Origin of the sequence: Clostridium sp. 19966 (assembly GCF_032335695.1) — a bacterium.
In the GTDB taxonomy this organism is placed as follows: Bacteria; Bacillota; Clostridia; order Clostridiales; family Clostridiaceae; genus JACTOJ01.
This window is the reverse complement of record NZ_JACTOJ010000005.1, coordinates 193,498-214,173: the sequence shown is the minus strand read 5'-3', so window position 1 is coordinate 214,173 and position 20,676 is coordinate 193,498. Positions and strand designations below refer to the sequence as shown.

The following is a 20,676-nucleotide window of genomic DNA, read 5'->3' as shown; positions in this document are numbered from 1 at the left end:
AATTATGAAAGTATTAGTTGTAAACTGCGGAAGTTCTTCTTTGAAGTATCAACTTTTTAACATGGATAATGAAAGTGTTTTAGCTAAGGGCTTAGTTGAAAGAATAGGCATAGAGGGATCTATATTAACTCAAAAGGTTAGTGGAAGAGAAAATTTTGTAATTCAAAAACCTCTTAAAGACCATAAGGAGGCTATAGAAACAGTTATACAAGCTCTTGTAGATGTTGAGCATGGAGTGATAAAGGACACTAATGAGATTGGGGCAGTTGGACACAGAGTGGTTCATGGAGGAGAAAAATATGCTAAGTCCGTTCTTATAGATGAGGCTGTAATGAAAGCTCTTGAGGAATGCATCAAAATAGCACCTCTTCATAACCCACCGAATTTAATTGGAATAGAGGCTTGTAAAGCTATTATGCCAGGAGTTCCTATGGTAGCTGTTTTCGATACAGCTTTTCATGCAAATATGCCTGAAGAAGCTTATCTTTATGCTTTGCCATATGAATTATATGAACAAAAGAAAATAAGAAGATATGGCTTCCATGGGACATCTCATAAATATGTTTCAAAATTAGCAGCAGATCTTCTTAAAAAAGATGTAAAAGATACAAAAATAATTACTTGCCATTTAGGAAATGGTGCTAGTGTAGCTGCTGTAAAAGGCGGTATATCTGTAGATACAAGTATGGGATTTACTCCTCTTGAAGGGCTTGCTATGGGAACAAGAAGCGGAGATTTAGATCCAGCTATAATAAAATACTTATTGGATGATGGATATAGCATAAAAGAAGTAGATGAAATACTTAATAAAAAATCAGGAATATTTGGAATTTCAGGTGTCAGCAGTGATTTTAGAGATGTTAGATCTGCTGCAGAACAGGGAAATCCAAGAGCACAGCTTGCTATAAAGATTTTTACTTATAGAGTAAAAAAATATATAGGTGCTTATGCAGCTGCTATGGGTGGAGTTGATGCTGTGGTATTTACAGCAGGTCTTGGTGAAAATGCATCAATAATAAGAAAATATTCTTGTGAAGGACTTGAATTCTTAGGAATTTCAATTGATGAAGTTAAGAACGAAGCACCAGGAGAAGATTGTGATATCAGCGTTAAGGATGCTAAAGTCAAAGTATTTGTTATTCCTACTGATGAGGAATTAATGATTGCAAGAGACACTTTAAATTTATCAAAGTAATTTAGATTTAATAGTTGTGCAAAGTAAATATTTTTACAAGCACAACTATTTTTTATAAATAAAAACTTTTAATCATCGATTTTCCTTAAATAAAATTATATAACTTGACTTTTACCAATCTCCTTTATATAATAAATTGTGGCTACTGAAAAAATAATTATATAAGGGGTGAAATTCAAGCTTTACTCGAGCTATGTAGATTACTACATAAACGCTTATGCGTAAGGAGAGAATTCTTCAGAGTTTTAACATATGTTTATTTACGTTGACGATATAGTAAAAAATAAGAAAGTAAAGAAGGATTTAGCTTTTGTTATTGAACCCAATGACATATTTATTGAGAACCCAGAAGTTAGTACACTATTACCTATAAACTTCGTCGGAAGTTTAAACTTATTAAGTGATATTATATATCTGGATGGAAATGTAACAGGTAGCTTAAAATTGGTGTGTTCGAGATGTTTGGAAATATTTGAGTCTCCATTGAATCTTGAAATACACGAAAAAATTTCATTAGTTCCTAACAACGATGATGATACTTTAGTCATTGTTGATAGTGATAAATTAAATATAACTGAGATAATAGAGAATGATATTTTAATATCATTACCCATTAAGAAGTTGTGTAGCGAAGATTGTAAGGGCTTATGTCCAGTATGTGGTGGTAATAAAAATCATGCTGATTGTAGATGCGAATCCGCAGAAATTGATCCTAGATTGGCTAAGCTTAAAGATCTTTTTTTTAGTGAATAAGGAGGTGTAACAATGGGAAATCCAGCTAGAAGATTCTCTAAAGCGAGAAGAGATTCAAGAAGAGCACAGACTTTTAAATTAAGTGCACCTGGTATTGTTGAATGCCCACAATGCCACGAAATGAAACTTGCACACAGAGTATGTAAGAATTGTGGTTTTTATAAGGGAAAAGAAATAGTTAGTACTGAAAAATAAAGAAAGTCATTGACTTTCTTTTATTTTAGAAAAAATAGGGAAGAGGGATGATTTTATGAGAATAGCAGTTGATGCTATGGGAGGAGATAATTCACCATCAGCGGTAGTAGATGGTTGTATTCAAGCATTAAATGAATTGGATGTAACTATAGTAATGGTGGGCCCTAAGGATAGATTGCAGCAGGAGATATCTAAATATCAATTTGATCAATCTAAAATAGAAATTTTAGAGTCTGCTGAAGTTATAGATCCTAATGAGCATCCTGCCATGGCTATAAGAAAAAAGAAAAATTCTAGTATGGCTATAGCCTTAAGATTAGTTAAAGAAAAAGATTGTGATGCTGTAATATCTGCAGGAAGTACAGGAGCGTTCTTAGCTGGGGCACTGTTTACAGTGGGCAGAATAAAAGGGATACAAAGGCCTGCATTAGCGCCTATTATGCCTGGAAAAAACAAATCCTTCATGGTTATTGACAGCGGAGCTAATGTAGATATGAATCCTGAAAATCTTGTACAATTTGGGATTATGGGTCAAATTTACATGGAAAATGTAATGATGATAAATAATCCTAAAGTTGGACTGGTGAATATTGGTACTGAAGAAGAAAAAGGAAATGAACTTACTAAAGCTAGCTATAAGCTTTTAAAAGATTCAAATCTAAATTTTGTGGGTAATGTAGAACCAAGAGATATTCCTACTGGAGATGTGGATGTTTTAGTTTGCGATGGCTTTGTAGGAAACACCATATTAAAAACCTATGAGGGTGTAGCTGCTAATATTTTTGACATGCTGAAACAGGAGATAATGTCCAGTACAAGAACAAAATTAGGCGGATTAATGCTAAAACCCGTATTTAGCAAGTTTAAGAAAAAATTTGACTACAAAGAAGTTGGTGGAGCTCCATTTTTAGGTGTGGAAGGAATATGCATAAAAGCCCATGGAAGCTCTGATGCCAGAGCATTTAAAAATGCAGTAAAACAAGCAGAATTATTACATAGAAATGGAATTATACTTAAAATAAAGCAAAAAATATTAGAAAATAATTTGAAAGATGCGCAATAATTTTAATGAATAATTAATTATTATATTGACGTACAGGGGCTTATATACTATTATCTAATTGTAGATTTCTTTAGGAGGTGATATCATGGTGTTTGAAAAAGTAAAAGAAATAATAGCTGATAAGTTAAGTCTAGAAAAAGATGAGATAACACTGGAAGCAGCTTTCATAGATGATTTAGGTGCAGATTCTCTTGATTTGGTTGAACTTATTATGGCACTTGAAGATGAGTTTGATTTAGAAATTCCTGATGAGGAAGTTGAAAAAATCACCACTGTATCTGATGTAGTGGAATACATAAAGTCTCATACAGAGGAATAGTATTAAGTCCCGTGAAGTACGGGGCTTTAATTATATAAATTATTCCGTAAAGAAAGAGGATTTCATATGAAATATGATGTTAGAAATGTTAGTGAACTTGAGAATAAGTTAAATATAGTGTTTTCGGATAAAACACTTTTAGTAGCTGCTATCACTCATAGTTCCTATGCTAATCAAAAAAAAGATGTTGTGTATAATGAAAGATTAGAATTTCTAGGAGATTCGGTTCTTCAATTAGTTATAACAGAATACTTATATAGAAATTATAAAGATAAAAGTGAGGGTGAGCTTACAAAAGTCAGATCACTTATAGTATGCGAAAATTCTCTTTATGAGATTGCGCTAACATGGAATCTAGGAAAATATATATTTATGAGTAAAGGTGAAGAGCTTACCGGTGGGAGGCAAAGAATTTCTATCCAAGCAGATTGCGTAGAAGCCATTATTGCAGCAATATATTTGGATAAAGGTTTTGAGACCGTAAAAGAATTTATTATAAATGTATTTTCGCTAATAATTGAAAAAGCTAATAAAAATCAAATAATTTTAGATTATAAAACTAAGCTTCAAGAATTATTACAGAAAAATGGAGAAGTATCTATAAACTATAGTCTTGACAAATATGAAGGGCCTCCTCATAGAAGAAAATTTTTTGTTAGTGTTTTTGTAAACGAGGAAGTTATAGGAAAAGGAGAGGGCTTTAGTAAGAAAGAGGCAGAACAAATGGCCGCTAAGTATGCTCTTATGAGAATGGAGTGAAATCATGGGTAAGTCACATTACATTATTCCGATATTTGTTCCGCATGAAGGATGTCCTCATAATTGTGTGTTTTGCAATCAAAATTCCATAACAGGTATGGATAGCAGTGTGACAGCTGAACATGTAGATAGCATAGTGAAGGAATATTTAAGTACTATAGTTAGAGACAATTCCACTGTAGAGGTTTCATTTTTTGGAGGTACCTTTACAGCTATAAACTATAAAAAGCAAGAGGAACTTTTGGCTGTAGCTTATCAATATAAAAAGTTAGGCTTTGTTGATTATATTAGATTATCTACTAGACCTGACTGTATAGATGAAGCAACACTAGACAGACTAAAGAAGTATTCAGTAGATATAATCGAACTAGGAGTTCAATCCATGGATGATGAGGTACTTAAGCTTTCTGGAAGGGGACATGTTAAAGAGGATACTATTAAGGCTTCCAGATTAATTAAAGAATATGGATTTACTCTTGGTCATCAACTTATGATAGGTCTTCCTGGTGACAATCATACGAAAGATATTAAAAGTGCACTTGAGTGTATAGAGCTTCAGCCTGATATGTTCAGAATATATCCAGCTCTAGTTTTAAAGGATACACCTATGGAACGAATGTATGAACAAGGCATCTATAAACCCTATTCATTAAAACAAGCGGTTGAGATATCAAAAGATATCTATTCTCTTCTTATTTTTAATAATATTAAGATACTTAGAGTTGGACTCCAAGCTACTGAAAATATTGCTGAGGGAAGAGACATAGTAACAGGTCCTTATCATCCTGCTTTCAGAGAATTAGTTGAAGGAACTATTTACTCTGAAACCATTAAAGAAGAACTTGACAATATAAGTTCTGAAGTAAAAGTATTGATTAATTGGAAAGATATATCAAAACTTTATACTAATAAAAAAGAAATTTTTAACGACATGAAAAAGCAACTTACAACACAAAAGCTTACGATTGAAGCTGCACATGAAACTATGCAAGGCAGTCTTGTATTTCATACAAATGATAGATGCTGGAATGTGTCGATTGAAGAGCACATAGCGAGAAAAGTTAAAGAAGGAATTATTCCCAATTTATAGAATTAATCTATAACATTATCTATTTATATATTTAGGGAGGGTTCTTTTTATGGAAGTATTAAAAGTGTCAGCTCAATCTCAACCAAAATCCGTAGCAGGTGCTTTGGCAGCAGTGCTTAGAGAAAATACCGCAGCAGAGGTTCAGGCTGTGGGTGCTGGAGCAGTTAATCAAGCTGTTAAAGCTATAGCAATCACTAGAGGTTTTGTAGCACCTAATGGAATTGATCTTGTTGTAGTTCCTGCATTTTCTGAAATAACTATTGAAGGAGAAGAAAGGACAGCAATAAAATTTATCGTAGAACCAAGATAATGGTAAAAATAAGGCCTCATGCTTTATGCATGAGGCTATTTTTATCGTGAGACTTAGTAAGAATAAATATTTAAAAACCTATTAAAATACTAGCATCAATTTATTCAAGTAATTGATATTTTATTATGTATACTATAAACTATATAATGTGGAAATATTCTTCTAGTATCATAGGAGGTTAATGAAATATGAAAGTGAAAACTAGAAAAAATATAACTTTTGCAATAATCATTTTGGTTGTTATATCATTGTTACTATCAATTATAGCCAGCATATTCTAGAATAGGAGTGAACTTATGTTTCTTAAAACACTTGAGATTAGAGGATTTAAGTCCTTTGCTGATAAGATAGAATTAAAATTTAAAAATGGAGTTACCGCAGTAGTTGGACCAAATGGCAGTGGAAAAAGCAATATTTCTGATGCTGTAAGATGGGTTTTAGGAGAGCAAAGTATTAAGAGTTTGCGTGGTGGCAAAATGGAGGATGTAATATTTGCCGGCACACAATATAGAAAGCCACTAGGGCTTGCACAGGTATCAATAACACTTGATAATAGTGATTATGAATTGCCGCTAGAATATTCAGATGTCACTGTCTCAAGGCGTCTATATAGATCTGGGGAAAGTGAATATTATATAAATAATACTCAGTGCAGGCTGAAAGACATACAAGAATTATTTATGGATACTGGAATAGGAAAAGAAGGATATTCTATAATAGGACAAGGCAAAATTGAAGCAATACTAGGCGGAAGACCTGAAGAGAGAAGAACACTGTTTGAAGAAGCAGCTGGTATAGTAAAGTTTAAGACAAGAAAAGAAGAAGCAGAAAAAAAATTGGATAATACTGAACAAAATCTTGTTAGAATAAACGATATATTATCTACTTATGAGGAAAGATTGGAACCTCTAAGGATAGAAAATGAAAAAGCCGAGAGATTTTTGGAAATATCAAATCATTTAAAGGAAAAAGAAGTAGCAGTAATAATACATTTGCATAGCAAAAATGAAAAAGAAATAAAAGAGCTGGAAAGTAGAAAAGAAAATTTCGATAAGGAAATTTATGATATAGATATAAAGAAAGACGATATTAAAGATAATATAAGTGAACTTAATGTGGAACTAGAAAAGCTTGATAATCAAAATGCACAGGAAAAACAAGAATATTACTCTTCTATTGATTTGAAACAAAAAATAACAGCTAATAATAATGTAATGGAGGAAAGAATAAACAATTTAAAGGAATACATAAGTAAATATGAAGCTGATATACGAGAGCTAAAATCAAGTCTGCAGGAACAGATGCTTCGCAAGGACTCTTCTGAAAAAGAACTTGAAATAAACAAGCAAAAGCAGATCTATTTGAATGAGCAAATAAAAAGTTTGGAAAACAGTATAGTATCTGTCACGGGAGAATCTGAGAATTATGAGAAAGAAATAGAAAATCGTAAAAATGATCAAGTGGAAATAGTTAGAGGAATAACAGATTTAAAAAATGCAGTAAATGCCTCTGAAATAAATTATGATAACATTATTAAAAGACAAGAACAAATAAAATCAGTTAAAGAAGATTATTTTAATTCTCTAAAGATAAATACCTTAACTTTGGAAGGACTAAGAACTGAAGAAAGCAATCTTCATCAGAAAATTAATGATGCTGAAATTAATATACAAAGTAAGCGAAAGGAATTGCAAAAGCTTACAAAGCTACTAGCTGAAAAAGAATCAATCTATAAAAAAATAATAACAGATTCTCATGTGATAGAAGCTAATAGAAATGCTCTAATAAATTTAGAAAAAAACTTTGAGGGATATAACAGGGCAGTTAAAATACTTATGGGGGATATTGAAAATAGTAAAATACCTCAAGCAAAAAATAATACTTTCTTATTAGGAGAAGTAATACGAGTAGAAAGTAAATTTGAAACCGCTATGGAAACTGCTATTGGTGGTGCTATTTCTAATATAATAACTTCAGAGGACAGTATTGCCAAAGTTCTTATTAATTATCTTAAAGCAAATAGGCTAGGCAGAGCAACTTTTCTTCCTTTGAACATAATACAAGCAAAAAAGCTGCAATTAGATAAAAACATAACTAGTATGTCAGGATACATTGGAGTAGCAAGTGACTTAGTAAAATACGAAAATTTATTTAGAGCTGCTATAGAATATGTATTGGGAAGGACTATTATATGCGATACACTAGATAATGCCTTAAATATAGCTAAAAAGACTTCCTATAGTTATAGAATTGTAACCTTGACGGGTGAAGTGGTAAACTCTGGAGGTTCATTAACAGGTGGTAGTGCTCAATATAAAGGAAATAATATAATAGGAAGAAAAAGAGAAATTGAAGAATTAGGTGAAAAGCTTACTAAGGTAAAAGAGGAAATCAAAATACTAAATGATGATAATAATAAACTTAAGAATGATATATCAAAACTAGATAATGAAATATTAAATTTTAAGGATGAAATTCATTCTAATGAAATAGAAATAACAAAGCTCCATGGTAAAATAAGCAGTATAGTAAAAGAAACTGACAGGTTGGCAAGCAGTATAAAGTCCTCGGATACTGAAATGGCATCCTTAGACGAAAGACTTAAAAAATATACTGGTGATATGGAAGAGCTAAAAATAAAGATTGAAAAGTTCGAAATAGCTGAAAAGAATAATAAAGACAGTCTTTTGTCAATTCAAAATAAGCTGGAAGAAAAACGAATTGAATTAAATAAAATAAGAGAGCAGCATACAGAATTTAAAATAAATAAGGCTCAAATAGATGAAATTGTTAGTAACAATATAAGAGAGCTGGAGAGAATGTCTAGAGAGCTAGAAGAATCTGAAATTAAAATAAAGAATATGGGAAAAGATATTTCTAATTCTGAAGAAAACATAAATATAAGTAAAGATAATATAGAATTGAATAATTCTAAACTTAAGGAGTTATCTCAAATTATAGAGGTTTTTGAAGATAAATTTAAGGAACATGAAGTCCAAAGAATAAATTTAAAGGGAAATATAAAAAATAATGAAGTAGAATTGGAAGATTTAGAAAAAGCTTTAAGTGTTAAAGAAAATGAAAAGCATAAGTTAGAAATAACTTTAACTAAAATAAGTATTGAGATGGACGCACTATTAACCCGATTAAATGAAGATTACAAAATGACCATTGCGGAAGCTCAAAAATATAAGAAAGATATCCTAGAAGAAGAAAGTATTAAAAAAGAAATTGACTCGTTAAAGTTTGCGATATCAAAATTAGGAGTAGTGAATCTAGGTGCTATTGAAGAATATAAAGATATATCAGAAAAGTATAGTTTTATGAATTCACAAAAAAATGATTTAATGGACGCAAAGCAAGAACTTATTGATGTTATAGGCGAAATGACATCTAAGATGAAAGAAGTATTTAATGAAAATTTCAATAAGCTTAAGCTTTATTTTAATGAAACTTTTAGAGAATTATTTAAAGGTGGAAGTGCAGATTTGATATTAGGTGATGGAGATGAGCTTACTGCAGCAATAGATATAAATGTTCAACCTCCAGGTAAGAAACTTCAGAATATAAACCTTATGTCTGGAGGAGAGAAGGGGCTCTCTGCAATTGCTCTCTTATTCGCAATACTAAAAATGAAACCTACTCCTTTTTGTATCTTGGATGAAATAGAAGCAGCTTTGGATGATGCTAATGTATCGAGATATGCAGAATTTCTTAAAAGCTTTTCTGGAAATACGCAATTTATAGTTATAACGCATAGAAAAGGTACCATGGAAGCAAGTGATATCTTATATGGTGTCACCATGGAAGAAAAAGGAGTTTCTAAAATAGTATCTGTAGATTTGAATAGATAATAAATTTATATTAATAACTTACAACACATTTACTAGTAAAAATAAATCATGGAAGGTGATAAGTATGTTTGGTGGTATATTTGATAAATTAAAAAGCGGACTTTCTAAAACTAAAAACTCTCTAACGGATAAAGTGAATGAAGTGTTAAAATTATCTGTTGTAATCGATGATGATATGTATGATGAGCTAGAAGAAATCCTTATAACTGCAGATATAGGTATGGACACTTCTATGGAAATTATTGATAGATTAAAAGCTAAGATAAAAGAAAAAAAGATAAAAGAAGTTTCATTAGTAAATGACTGTCTTAAAGAAGTTTTAGTAGAAATGCTTACACCAGAGAAAAATGAAGAAGAGGAGCTAATAAAAGAAGGAAAAAATGTATTCTTAATAATAGGTGTAAATGGAGTTGGAAAAACTACATCTATAGGTAAGCTCTCAAGCAAATATAAAGGTGAGGGAAAAAAAGTATTACTTGCTGCTGCGGATACTTTTAGAGCTGGTGCTATCGAACAACTTGATATATGGAGCAAAAGATCAGGAGTAGATATAATAAAGCAGCAGGAGGGAGCAGACCCTGCAGCAGTGGTTTATGATGCTATACAGGCAGCAAAGGCTAGAAATGCAGATATACTTTTATGTGACACTGCAGGAAGGCTTCATAATAAAAAGAATCTTATGGATGAATTATCTAAAATTAATAGAATTATTGATAGAGAATATTTAGAAGCAAATAAGAAGACATTTTTAGTATTAGATGCTACAACAGGACAAAATGCAGTAATACAAGCTAAGCAATTTAAGGAAATATGTAATATTGATGGAATAATTCTTACTAAACTGGATGGCACAGCTAAGGGTGGAGTTGTGATTTCTATCTTTAAGGAATTAAATATACCTGTTCAATTTATAGGCGTTGGAGAAGGAATAGAAGATTTACAAAAGTTTGACGCTAAAATGTTTGTGGATGCCCTATTTTAATTATTTTATAGCTGTTAAGTAAAAATACTTGACAGCTATAAAATACTCTGATATTATATTTTATGTTGTGGTGATAATATGTTAGATATTGTAGAAGGATCTTTGTTATTAGATTTTTACGGTTCGTTACTTACAGATAAACAATTTAATATTCTTGACATGTATTATAACGAAAACTTGTCCTTAGCAGAGATAAGTGAAATAACAAGTACCAGTAGGCAGGCAATACATGATATTATCAAGAGATGTAATAAGCAGCTCACTGCATACGAAGAAAAGCTAAAGCTTATAAAAAATTCTAAAGAAATTAAAAAATTAAAAAAAAGTTCTTTTGAATTACTGGATAAGCTAGAGCAGATTGAAGATAGACTTGAAAAAAAGAATATTATTAATGAAATAAAAGAAAAAATTAATATGGTATTATAGGGAGGTTAGACATGGCTTTTGAAGGTTTAGCATCCAGATTGCAAGACACAATTAAGAAGTTAAAGGGTAAAGGAAAGCTTACAGAAAGCGATATAAAAGAAGCCATGAGAGAAGTAAAGCTAGCTTTACTTGAGGCTGATGTAAACTTTAAAGTTGTTAAAAAATTTATAAGCACTGTTAGCGAAAAGTGTCTAGGTAATGAAGTGCTAGGAAGCTTAACTCCGGGACAGCAGGTTATAAAAATAGTTAATGAAGAACTTACTAATCTTATGGGAGTTAGTGAAAGTAAATTAAATTACAAAAATAATGGAATTACAGTAATAATGATGGTAGGGCTTCAAGGTGCTGGTAAGACTACTATGACAGGAAAGCTTGCACTCCTATCCAGAAAAAGCAATAAGCGTCCTTTGCTTGTTGCAGCGGATATATATAGGCCCGCTGCTATAAAACAATTACAGGTTATAGGAAAGCAGATTGATATTCCTGTGTTTTCCATGGGAGATAAGGTAAATCCTGTAGATATAGCAAAAGCTGCTCTAGAGCATGCTGCAAAAAATGATAATAACTTAGTTATAATAGATACTGCAGGAAGACTTCATATAGATGAAGAGCTTATGGAAGAACTTCAGAATGTTAAATCCGTGGCTAACCCTGATGAAATACTATTAGTGGTAGACTCCATGGCTGGTCAGGATGCTGTTAATGTTGCTGAAACCTTTAATGATAAATTAGACGTAAGCGGTGTAATACTAACAAAGCTGGACGGTGACACTAGAGGCGGTGCTGCTCTATCCATAAGAGAAGTGACACAGAAACCTATAAAGTTTGTAGGTATGGGTGAGAAAATGAATGATATAGAAGTTTTCCATCCAGATAGAATGGCTCAAAGAATATTAGGTATGGGCGATGTGCTTTCTTTAATTGAAAAAGTTCAAGCTGATATTGATGAAAAAGAGGCTAAAGAACTTGGAGAAAGAATGCTTAGTCAAGAATTTAACTTTGAAGATTATCTAAGTGCCATGAAGCAAATGAAAAAGCTTGGTCCATTAAATAAACTTATTGAAATGGTACCGGGAATGAATTCTAAGGAATTAAAAGGTGCTGATTTTAGCCAAGGAGAAAAGGAACTTAAAAAGACAGAAGCAATAATCCACTCAATGACTAAAAAAGAAAGACTGAGCCCTAGCATCATAAGCTCTTCTCCTTCAAGAAAAAAGAGGATAGCAGCTGGATCAGGCTATACTGTACAAGATGTAAATAAGTTATTGAAATTATATGATAATATGAAAAAAATGATGAAGCAAATGAAGGGGTTTCAAAAATCAGCTAAAAAAGGCTTGTTTGGAAAACTACCTTTCATGTAATATTAATTGTACACTTTGAAGGAGGTGAATTTATAATGGCTGTTAAAATAAGATTAAAGAGAATGGGTGCTAAGAAAGCTCCATTTTATAGAATAGTAGTAGCAGATTCAAGATCTCCAAGAGATGGAAGATTTATAGAAGAAATAGGTTACTATAATCCAATAGTTGAGCCAGTTCTAGTTAAAATTGATGAAGAAAAGGCTGCTAAATGGATAAAGAATGGTGCTCAACCATCCGACGTTGTTAAGAGACTATTTGATAAGAGCGGAATCAATGAAAAGCTTGCAAAATAGTTATTAGGAGGTGAATTCTGCATAAGGTTATTTTTATGCAGAAATATTTATGAAAGAACTAGTTGAGATTTTAGCTAAAGCTATTGTTGATAATCCTGATGAAGTGATTGTTAATGAAATAGTTGGAGAGCAGTCAATTATTCTTGAACTAAAAGTTGCACCTGATGATATGGGAAAAGTTATTGGCAAACAGGGAAGAATAGCAAAAGCTATACGAACTGTGGTCAAGGCAGCTGCTATTAAAGAAAATAAGCGAGTAGTGGTTGAAATAATATAGAATTAGAGTTAGGAGATTCCTAGCTCTTTTTCTTACCTAAATATATATAACAATGAGGTGTATTATGAAAGATATACTGACTATTGGTCAAATAATAAATACTCATGGAGTTAAAGGTGAATTAAAAATATATCCACTTACAGATGATATAAAAAGATTCAAGAAATTAAAGAGAGTTTTTGTAAATGATATAGAGAGAAAGGTTGTATGGGTTAAGCTTCAAAGTGATAAGGTAATATTAAAACTTGAGGGCATAGACACTATGGAACAGGCCAATGAATTGAAGTCAAGTTATCTTACAGTTAATAGAGAAGATGCCACTAAACTTCCAGAAGGAAGGTATTATGTAGTGGATATAGTTGGCTGTAAGGTTATAGATACCAATGGAAAATTAATTGGTAAGGTGGACGAAGTTGTATTCACTGGCAGCAACGATGTGTATTGGATAAAAGGTGAAAAAGATATTTTAATTCCAGCTATAGCGGATGTGGTATTGAATATAGACATTGAAAAGGAAGAAATTCTTATAAAGCCTGTTGAGGTATGGAATTATGAAGATTAGTATACTTACATTGTTTCCGGAAATGTTTGAAATATTTAATCACAGTATAATGGGAAAGGCTATAGAAAAAGGGATAATTAATATAGAAGCTGTAAATATTAGAGATTTTACATTAGATAAGCACAGAAAGGTTGATGATTACCCTTATGGAGGGGGAGCAGGAATGGTAATGGCTGTTCAACCAGTGGTAGATACCATAAAACACGTAAAAGAAAATAATAAGGGAAAAGTTATCTTTTTAGGGCCAAGAGGGAAAACCTTTAATCAAGAGATAGCTAAAGATCTGTGTCTAGAAAGTGAATTGATATTTCTTTGCGGCCATTATGAAGGAATTGACGAAAGAGCTTATGAGTATATTGATATGGAAATATCTCTTGGAGATTTTGTTCTTACAGGAGGAGAAAATGCCTGTATTCCTATTGTTGATAGCATTTGCAGACTTATTCCCGGCGTATTATCTAATGATGAAAGTTTTAAGGATGAATCTTTTTATGAGGGGCTTTTAGAATATCCTCAATATACAAGACCACCAATTTTTGAAGGACATAAGGTACCAGAGGTTTTGCTTTCAGGTCACCATGAAAATATAAGAAAATGGCGCAGAAAAAAATCTCTTATAATAACTAGGGATAGGAGGGTGGATTTGTTTAAACAAATTCATCTTACTTCTGAGGACAAGAAACTTATTAAAAACCTTGAGGACTAATAAAAGGTGGTTTTAAATCAGTGAAAAATCAACACTGATTTAAAACATAGTTAAAAGTTTAAAAATAATATAATATTATGTTGATAATAATAAAATAATATGTTAAAATCTAGTTTGTGCTAGTACGAACGTTCCTCTATCGTATTTCATGGTATGAACGTTAAATTGATTAAGGAGGGAATGCACAATGAATGAATTAATAAGAGCTATAGAAGCTGAACAGATTCGTAACGATCTTCCTAGCTTTAATGTAGGAGATGTTATCAAAGTACACGTAAGAATAAAAGAAGGCCAGAGAGAAAGAGTTCAGGTTTTCGAAGGAACAGTACTTAAGAAACAAAACGGCGGAATAAGAGAAAACTTCACTGTAAGAAGAGTTGCTTATGGTGTAGGAACTGAAAAGACTTTTCCAATCAATTCTCCAAGCATAGAAAAGATTGAAGTTGTAAGAAGAGGAAAAGTTAGAAGAGCTAAGTTATACTACTTAAGAAATAGAGTAGGTAAGGCTGCTAAGGTTAAGGAATTAATCTAATAAGGTAATATGAAATGGGACTGTTTCCAGTCCCATTTTTTTGTTATAGTTAATAAGTATGAAATTATTATATCTTGATATAATAATGATATTTGATTATAAATGGAGTGATATTTAATGAAGATAAATTGGTTTCCAGGTCATATGCTGAAAACTAAAAAAGAAATTATAGCTAATCTTAAATTAGTGGACATTGTTATTGAAATAAGAGACTCTAGAATAATAAGGTCTAGTGCTAATCCAGAAATAGATAAAATATGTGCTGGAAAACCTAGAATTATATTGCTAAACAAAAGTGATTTGTGTGAAGATAGGGTTGTAAAGGATTGGTGCAAAAGCTTAACATCCCAGGACGTTAGAGCAATACCAGTAAATTGTATCAGTGGCAAAGGTTTGAATGATATTAAACCTGTAATAAACGAGATACTAAAGGAAAAGCATGAAAGACTTAAAAATAAGGGAATCATGAATATAGTTACAAGAGCTATGGTAGTTGGCATACCCAATGTGGGGAAATCTTCTTTTATAAATAAAATGGCTAAAAATAATATAGCTAAAACAGGTGATAGACCAGGTGTGACAAAGAATAAGCAGTGGATTAAAACTCAGTTAGGACTGGAGCTTTTGGATACTCCTGGGATACTATGGCCTAAATTTGAGGATGATGAAGTAGCTTTAAACTTAGCTTTTACAGGTGCTATAAAGGATGAGATTATGGATGTAGAAGAATTAGCTTTAGAGCTTATTAAACGCCTTGAAAAAAATTATCCCAAAAATCTTATGGAGAGATATAAACTTAATGAATTAAGCGAAGATGCTTTAGAGAATCTGGATAAAATTGCTTTTAAAAGAGGTGCTGTTATATCAGGAGGAAAAATAGATTATAACAGAATATCTAATATTATATTAGATGAATTTAGAGGAGGGAAGATAGGTAGAATATGCCTTGAGCTTCCTTAAATAGGGGGATTATTTTCTATGATAGAGGATTTAAAATTCAAAAGCTATAATGAAATAAAGGAGTTTGTTGATGGAATTAAAGAAAAGCAGTTCCATGATGATATATTTGTAGAAGAAATTAGTAACTTTCTAAAAGAAGACAAAAGAAAAAATGTGAATAAGCTAGGAGAAAGACTTAATAATAGTATAAATAAATATAATAAAGAAGTTGAAAGAGTTAAAAAAATGTATTCTTTTGATTTGAGTTTCGGAAAATTTGATGTAATAGCAGGAATAGATGAAGTTGGAAGAGGACCATTGGCAGGTCCTATTGTTGCTGCAGCAGTGGTTTTAAAAAATGATATTTCTGATTTAGATGAAGTAATTCTTGGCTTGAATGATTCTAAAAAGATTCAGGCAGATAAGCGAGAATATCTTAGTGATATTATAATTGAAAGTGCAGAAAGTTATAATATAGCACTTTGGGACAATATAGGTATTGATGAAAAAGGTATAGCATTTTGTAATAATGATATATTTATACAAGCTTTTAAGGGGTTAAGTGTTTCACCTAAGCTTGTACTTACTGACGGTTATCCTATAAGAGGGTACACTGTTAATAATGTGGCTGTAATAAAGGGAGATACCAAGAGTGCAAGCATAGCTGCAGCCAGCATAATAGCAAAAGTATATAGGGATAAACTTATGAAAGAATATAGTAAATTGTATCCTGAATATGGATTTGATAAAAATGTTGGATATGGAACTAAAGAACATATAGAAGCAATAAAAAAATATGGAATAACACCAATTCATAGAAAATCTTTTTTAAAAAGTATATTAGGGGAAGAGTAATAAACAAAAGGAATGATTTATTTGAAGGAAGATAATATTAAAGCAAGTGTAGATGAGAATGAAAATGCCTGGAATCAAGAAAATTATGAGGCTTGGGTGAGAAGATTCGGGACTCCTAAGGAAGCTGTTGAAAAAATAAAAAAAGATCCCATTAAGCATTTATCAGTATTATATAGCAAATTTGGAGATGTGAGAGGTAAAAAGATAATTAATCTCATGGGATCTAACGGTAATAAAGCTGTTGCATTGGCACTTCTAGGGGCAGAAGTTACTGTAGTAGATTTTTCTCATGGAAACAGGCAATATGCCATGGAACTAGCCAAGGAAGCAGGAGTAAAAATTGAATATATCTTGGAAGATGTTCTTAAGTTAAACGATGATGTGCTTAAAGGGCAATATGATATAGTATTTGCAGAGATGGGGATATTACATTATTTTTTAGATTTAGAGCCGTTTTTTAATATTGCAAAATTGGCTTTAAAGCATGATGGAATCTTTATATTAAGAGATTTTCACCCAGTTTCTACAAAATTAATTTCCTCTAAAGGATCTACTGCGAAGACAAGAAAACATAAAGTAACAGGTGATTATTTCGATACTACTTTACAGGAACTCAATGTAGCTTTTTCAAAGTATCTAGATGACAAGCAGGAAAAGCAGAGGGTATTGATCCGAAGGTGGAATCTTGGAGAAATAATAACAGCAGCTGCTGGTGCTGGATTTGTGATAAAGTCTTTAGAGGAAGAACCAAATTTATCTTCTGAAGTTTTTGATAGAGGAATACCTAAGACTTTTACTCTATCTGCAAAAAATAGCTATTAGTGCAATACCAATAAAGCCATGCAAAATAGATGGGTTATATCCCTATTTATTATGCATGGTTTTCGTATTATTTATGACTTTTATGAATTATGCAACAGACTATTTGTTATATTAAATTACTTCGTTATTAATAAATTGCCTATATTTTATAGCCTCAGTTATATGCTTGGAATGAATTAAATTGCTTTCCTCCATATCGGAAATAGTTCTTGATAGTTTCAAAATTTTTATATAAGCTCGAGTACTCGATGGATATTTATTGAAGAACTTTTCCAGTATATTTTCAGCTGAGCTAGTTAGTTTACAATACTTTTTTATACTTTTCTCATTCATATCATTATTGCATAAAAAAATATCATCTTTAAATCTTTTTTGCTGTATTTCTCTAGCATATTCAACTCGTGACCTAATTAAAGAAGATGTTTCTTCTGGATTTGTACATATAATATCTTTATATTTTTGATATTGAGCAAAAGAAAATATATCAATTCTATCCAAAAAAGGTCCTGAAAGTTTTGAGAGATACTTCCTTTTTTCAGAGTCACTGCAATTACACTCTTTGATTCCGCTGCCATAAAAGCCGCACGGGCATGGGTTTAAAGCACATATGAGCATAAAATTTGCAGGGTAGCATACTGTTCCTACTGATCTTGTAATAGTAATTTTTTTCTCTTCCAAGGGTTCTCGTAGAGCTTCTATAACTCTTCTTTCGTATTCGGGGAATTCATCTAAAAATAATATTCCATTATGAGATAAGGTTATTTCCCCAGGAAGTAATTTTGAGCTTCCGCCTATTATTGACACCGTAGAAGAAGTGTGATGTGGAGAACGAAATGGTCGTTTATTAACAAGTCCTTCATTTTCTTTTAGTAATCCAGCTATACTATAAATTTTAGTTATTTCTAATGCTTCTTCTCTGGTGAGCTTTGGCAATATGGATGGTAATCTCTTAGAAAGCATGGATTTTCCGCATCCTGGAGGACCAAAAATAATCATGTTATGGTGACCCGCTGCGGCTACTTCAAAGGCCCTTTTGCAGGAATTTTGTCCTTTCACATCTGCAAAATCACCGATATATGTTTCTTCATAATTTTTATATGAATTATGCTTTTTTAGGCTATGAATGCAGCCGTGATTAAAGAAATTAATCACATCAGTAAGGGTGGAAAAGACAAAAATATTATCATTTTCTACTGCGGCACATTCACATTCGTTAGATTCAGGGATAATAAAATTATAGGAATCTTTTTCTAAAGCTGAGATTACAATGGGCAAAGCCCCATTTATTTTGTTTATATCTCCGCTTAGCGATAGTTCACCTATGATCATATATTTTTCTTTATACCGAACTTGGTTAGTTGCACTCAATATTCCTAAGGCTATGGGAAGATCAAAAAGTGATCCCTCTTTTCTAATATCAGCAGGAGAAAGATTTACCGTAATTCTCCCCAAAGGAAATTCATATCCAGAATTGATTATAGCTGATCTTACCCTTTCTTTTGCTTCTTTGACAGAAGTATCAGCTAGCCCAACAATATTAAAACAAGGTAACCCTCTGTTCACATCAACCTCTACAAATACAGGAATTCCATTAATACCATTAAAAGTTGAACTTAAAATTCTTACAGACATTTTTACACCTCATTATCGTCTTTAAATATTATAATAATTGACTATTTTTTTAAAATTAATCAATAATATTATAAATTCTTAACATAATTATTTTTATGAAGTGATTCGAATAAAATAATTTTAGATTTTAAAATTAAATTATTATTATGATTATTTTTAAAGTCTAATGGCTATAATTCAATATAAAATATTTCTTACTAAGGTGAAATATTAAAATAAATTTTGAGGTGAAACATGGGCAATAATAAAATTATAGGTGATTACGGAGAAGGATTAGCCTGTAATTATTTAATCCAGAATGAATATAAGATATTATGTAGAAATTATAGAACTAGGTTTGGAGAAATAGACATAATAGCTTTAAAGGATAAGGTGCTACATATATTTGAAGTAAAAAGCAGGTATTCATTAAAATTTGGATTTCCAAGCGAATGTATTAATAAAATAAAAATGCAAAATATAATTACCACTACTCAGCAATATATTTATGAATATAAATTTTTTAAAACTAATGTAGAGTTTGATTTAATAGAAATAGTATTAAATTATGATAACGACAATTTTATTATTAATCATATTAAAAACATTTTTTAATATAAAATAGGAATGTTTTGATTTAAAGGAGTGGTGATAAATTGAATTTATATGATTTATGGTTTGGTAATATATCTATATCTAATAGTATAAAGAAAAAACTTATTGAAAATTACATAAATGCACAAAATATTTATGAATTTTTACTGAAAAATGATGCTATGTATGAAGATAAAGTATTTAAAATTATGAGACAACATACAAATATGATTGAAATTGAAAAATTGTATGATAAAATACAAGAAAAAGGAATTAAATTATTATGCTACACGGATGAAGAATATCCAATGACGTTAAAGCAGCTAATGGATCCTCCATATATAATATATTATTATGGAAATTTAGATAAGCTTAGTACTAATAAAAATGTAGCGATTGTTGGATCAAGAAAATGCACAAATTATGGAATAGATGCCACAAGATATATATCTAGAGAGTTAGCTCAGCTTGGTGTGAATATAATAAGCGGTATGGCTAAGGGAATAGATGGTATTGCACATAAAACATGCTTAGAAAATGGAGGAAATACTGTAGCCGTTTTGGGAAGTGGAATCGATGTTATTTACCCATATCAAAATAGAGGTTTATATGAAAGCATTAAAGAAAAAGGTTGCATAATAAGTGAGTTTACTTTAAAAACTCCACCTTATGCAGGTAATTTTCCAGCAAGGAATAGGATAATAAGCGCTCTCAGTGACGCAGTAGTCGTAGTTGAAGCATCTGAAAAAAGCGGATCTTTGATAACTGCTTCTATTGCCTTAGATATGGGAAAAGATGTTTTAGCTGTACCTGGTTCCATTTTTTCTACACAAAGTATAGGGTGCAATAAAATTTTGAAAGATGGAGGAGCTCCGTTTTGCAGCATTGATGACTTATTAGAACTTTTGAATTTAAATAAAACTGGCAATAATAATTTTAAAAATAATATAATCAAAGGAGATGTGAAGAAAATATACAGCGTATTAACTGATACGCCAATGCATATAGATGATATAATAAGAATAACCAATATTGACATTAAGCTATTATATGCGTTATTATTGGAAATGCAACTTGGAAATGTTATTAGATGCATTTCAGGATGCTATTATGTTAGAATTAATGATTTGTAGAATATAAATATTAACATAAGGGGGTGTAACTTCAGTAAACAT

Annotated in this window: 23 protein-coding genes; 22 read left to right on the top strand and 1 reads right to left on the bottom strand. The window is 31.2% G+C overall.

All coding sequences use genetic code 11. The features are described from left to right. Positions 1-4: 4 nt before the first annotated feature. From IAI10_RS07310 to IAI10_RS07215, 20 genes are all read left to right on the top strand, one after another. Positions 5-1,195, top strand: coding sequence for an acetate kinase (locus IAI10_RS07310; RefSeq protein ID WP_315672637.1), 1,191 nt, complete (start codon positions 5-7; stop codon positions 1,193-1,195). A gap of 252 nt (positions 1,196-1,447) precedes the next feature. After that, the gene (locus IAI10_RS07305; RefSeq protein WP_315672636.1) at positions 1,448-1,948 is read left to right on the top strand and encodes a DUF177 domain-containing protein; all 501 of its coding nucleotides are present in this window, start codon (positions 1,448-1,450) and stop codon (positions 1,946-1,948) included. Between the two features lie 12 nt (positions 1,949-1,960). Further along, the gene (rpmF, locus tag IAI10_RS07300; RefSeq protein WP_315672635.1) at positions 1,961-2,143 is read left to right on the top strand and encodes a 50S ribosomal protein L32; all 183 of its coding nucleotides are present in this window, start codon (positions 1,961-1,963) and stop codon (positions 2,141-2,143) included. Positions 2,144-2,198: 55 nt separating this feature from the next. Beyond that, entirely contained in the window at positions 2,199-3,206 is a 1,008-nt protein-coding gene (gene plsX / locus IAI10_RS07295) for a phosphate acyltransferase PlsX (RefSeq protein WP_315672634.1), read from the top strand. An 85-nt stretch (positions 3,207-3,291) separates the two neighbouring features. After that, complete coding sequence (acpP, locus tag IAI10_RS07290) at positions 3,292-3,525, top strand: acyl carrier protein (RefSeq protein ID WP_315672633.1); 234 nt, start codon at positions 3,292-3,294, stop codon at positions 3,523-3,525. 66 nt (positions 3,526-3,591) lie between these two features. After that, positions 3,592-4,284: a ribonuclease III gene (rnc, locus tag IAI10_RS07285; protein ID WP_315672632.1), complete on the top strand. Its 693-nt coding sequence runs from the start codon at positions 3,592-3,594 to the stop codon at positions 4,282-4,284. A 4-nt stretch (positions 4,285-4,288) separates the two neighbouring features. Continuing rightward, positions 4,289-5,374: a radical SAM protein gene (locus IAI10_RS07280; protein WP_315672631.1), complete on the top strand. Its 1,086-nt coding sequence runs from the start codon at positions 4,289-4,291 to the stop codon at positions 5,372-5,374. Between the two features lie 49 nt (positions 5,375-5,423). Further along, positions 5,424-5,684, top strand: a complete 261-nt coding sequence (locus tag IAI10_RS07275) for a stage V sporulation protein S (RefSeq protein WP_315672630.1) — start codon at positions 5,424-5,426, stop codon at positions 5,682-5,684. A 296-nt stretch (positions 5,685-5,980) separates the two neighbouring features. Then, positions 5,981-9,538, top strand: coding sequence for a chromosome segregation protein SMC (smc, locus tag IAI10_RS07270; protein WP_315672629.1), 3,558 nt, complete (start codon positions 5,981-5,983; stop codon positions 9,536-9,538). Between the two features lie 64 nt (positions 9,539-9,602). Next, positions 9,603-10,520: a signal recognition particle-docking protein FtsY gene (ftsY, locus tag IAI10_RS07265; protein WP_315672628.1), complete on the top strand. Its 918-nt coding sequence runs from the start codon at positions 9,603-9,605 to the stop codon at positions 10,518-10,520. A 78-nt stretch (positions 10,521-10,598) separates the two neighbouring features. Further along, complete coding sequence (locus tag IAI10_RS07260; RefSeq protein ID WP_315672627.1) at positions 10,599-10,946, top strand: putative DNA-binding protein; 348 nt, start codon at positions 10,599-10,601, stop codon at positions 10,944-10,946. A gap of 11 nt (positions 10,947-10,957) precedes the next feature. Then, positions 10,958-12,310, top strand: a complete 1,353-nt coding sequence (ffh, locus tag IAI10_RS07255; RefSeq protein WP_315672626.1) for a signal recognition particle protein — start codon at positions 10,958-10,960, stop codon at positions 12,308-12,310. Between the two features lie 35 nt (positions 12,311-12,345). Continuing rightward, a complete protein-coding gene (rpsP, locus tag IAI10_RS07250) occupies positions 12,346-12,603 on the top strand; it encodes a 30S ribosomal protein S16 (RefSeq protein ID WP_315672625.1) in 258 nt (85 codons plus the stop codon). Between the two features lie 49 nt (positions 12,604-12,652). Continuing rightward, positions 12,653-12,880, top strand: a complete 228-nt coding sequence (locus IAI10_RS07245; RefSeq protein ID WP_315672624.1) for a KH domain-containing protein — start codon at positions 12,653-12,655, stop codon at positions 12,878-12,880. 64 nt (positions 12,881-12,944) lie between these two features. Further along, a complete protein-coding gene (gene rimM / locus IAI10_RS07240) occupies positions 12,945-13,442 on the top strand; it encodes a ribosome maturation factor RimM (RefSeq protein WP_315672623.1) in 498 nt (165 codons plus the stop codon). Further along, complete coding sequence (trmD, locus tag IAI10_RS07235) at positions 13,432-14,148, top strand: tRNA (guanosine(37)-N1)-methyltransferase TrmD (RefSeq protein WP_315672622.1); 717 nt, start codon at positions 13,432-13,434, stop codon at positions 14,146-14,148. The genes rimM and trmD overlap by 11 nt, the downstream gene beginning before the upstream one ends. Before the next feature lie 187 nt (positions 14,149-14,335). Further along, a complete protein-coding gene (gene rplS / locus IAI10_RS07230; protein ID WP_315672621.1) occupies positions 14,336-14,680 on the top strand; it encodes a 50S ribosomal protein L19 in 345 nt (114 codons plus the stop codon). Between the two features lie 117 nt (positions 14,681-14,797). After that, a complete protein-coding gene (ylqF, locus tag IAI10_RS07225; RefSeq protein WP_315672620.1) occupies positions 14,798-15,640 on the top strand; it encodes a ribosome biogenesis GTPase YlqF in 843 nt (280 codons plus the stop codon). An 18-nt stretch (positions 15,641-15,658) separates the two neighbouring features. Then, the gene (locus tag IAI10_RS07220) at positions 15,659-16,474 is read left to right on the top strand and encodes a ribonuclease HII (protein ID WP_315672619.1); all 816 of its coding nucleotides are present in this window, start codon (positions 15,659-15,661) and stop codon (positions 16,472-16,474) included. 21 nt (positions 16,475-16,495) lie between these two features. Continuing rightward, complete coding sequence (locus IAI10_RS07215; RefSeq protein ID WP_396334355.1) at positions 16,496-17,296, top strand: class I SAM-dependent methyltransferase; 801 nt, start codon at positions 16,496-16,498, stop codon at positions 17,294-17,296. Between the two features lie 111 nt (positions 17,297-17,407). Here IAI10_RS07215 and IAI10_RS07210 read toward each other — a convergent pair whose 3' ends face one another. Further along, positions 17,408-18,928, bottom strand: coding sequence for a YifB family Mg chelatase-like AAA ATPase (locus IAI10_RS07210; RefSeq protein ID WP_315672617.1), 1,521 nt, complete (start codon positions 18,926-18,928; stop codon positions 17,408-17,410). Between the two features lie 234 nt (positions 18,929-19,162). Between IAI10_RS07210 and IAI10_RS07205 the strand changes: the two genes are divergently transcribed. Together IAI10_RS07205 and dprA are read left to right on the top strand one after the other, a co-directional pair. Beyond that, on the top strand, positions 19,163-19,522 hold the full coding sequence (locus IAI10_RS07205) for a YraN family protein (protein ID WP_315672616.1): 360 nt from the start codon (positions 19,163-19,165) through the stop codon (positions 19,520-19,522). Positions 19,523-19,563: 41 nt separating this feature from the next. Next, positions 19,564-20,634 (top strand): DNA-processing protein DprA, encoded by a 1,071-nt coding sequence (gene dprA, locus IAI10_RS07200; protein WP_315672615.1) that lies wholly within the window; start codon positions 19,564-19,566, stop codon positions 20,632-20,634. Positions 20,635-20,676 lie beyond the last annotated feature (42 nt).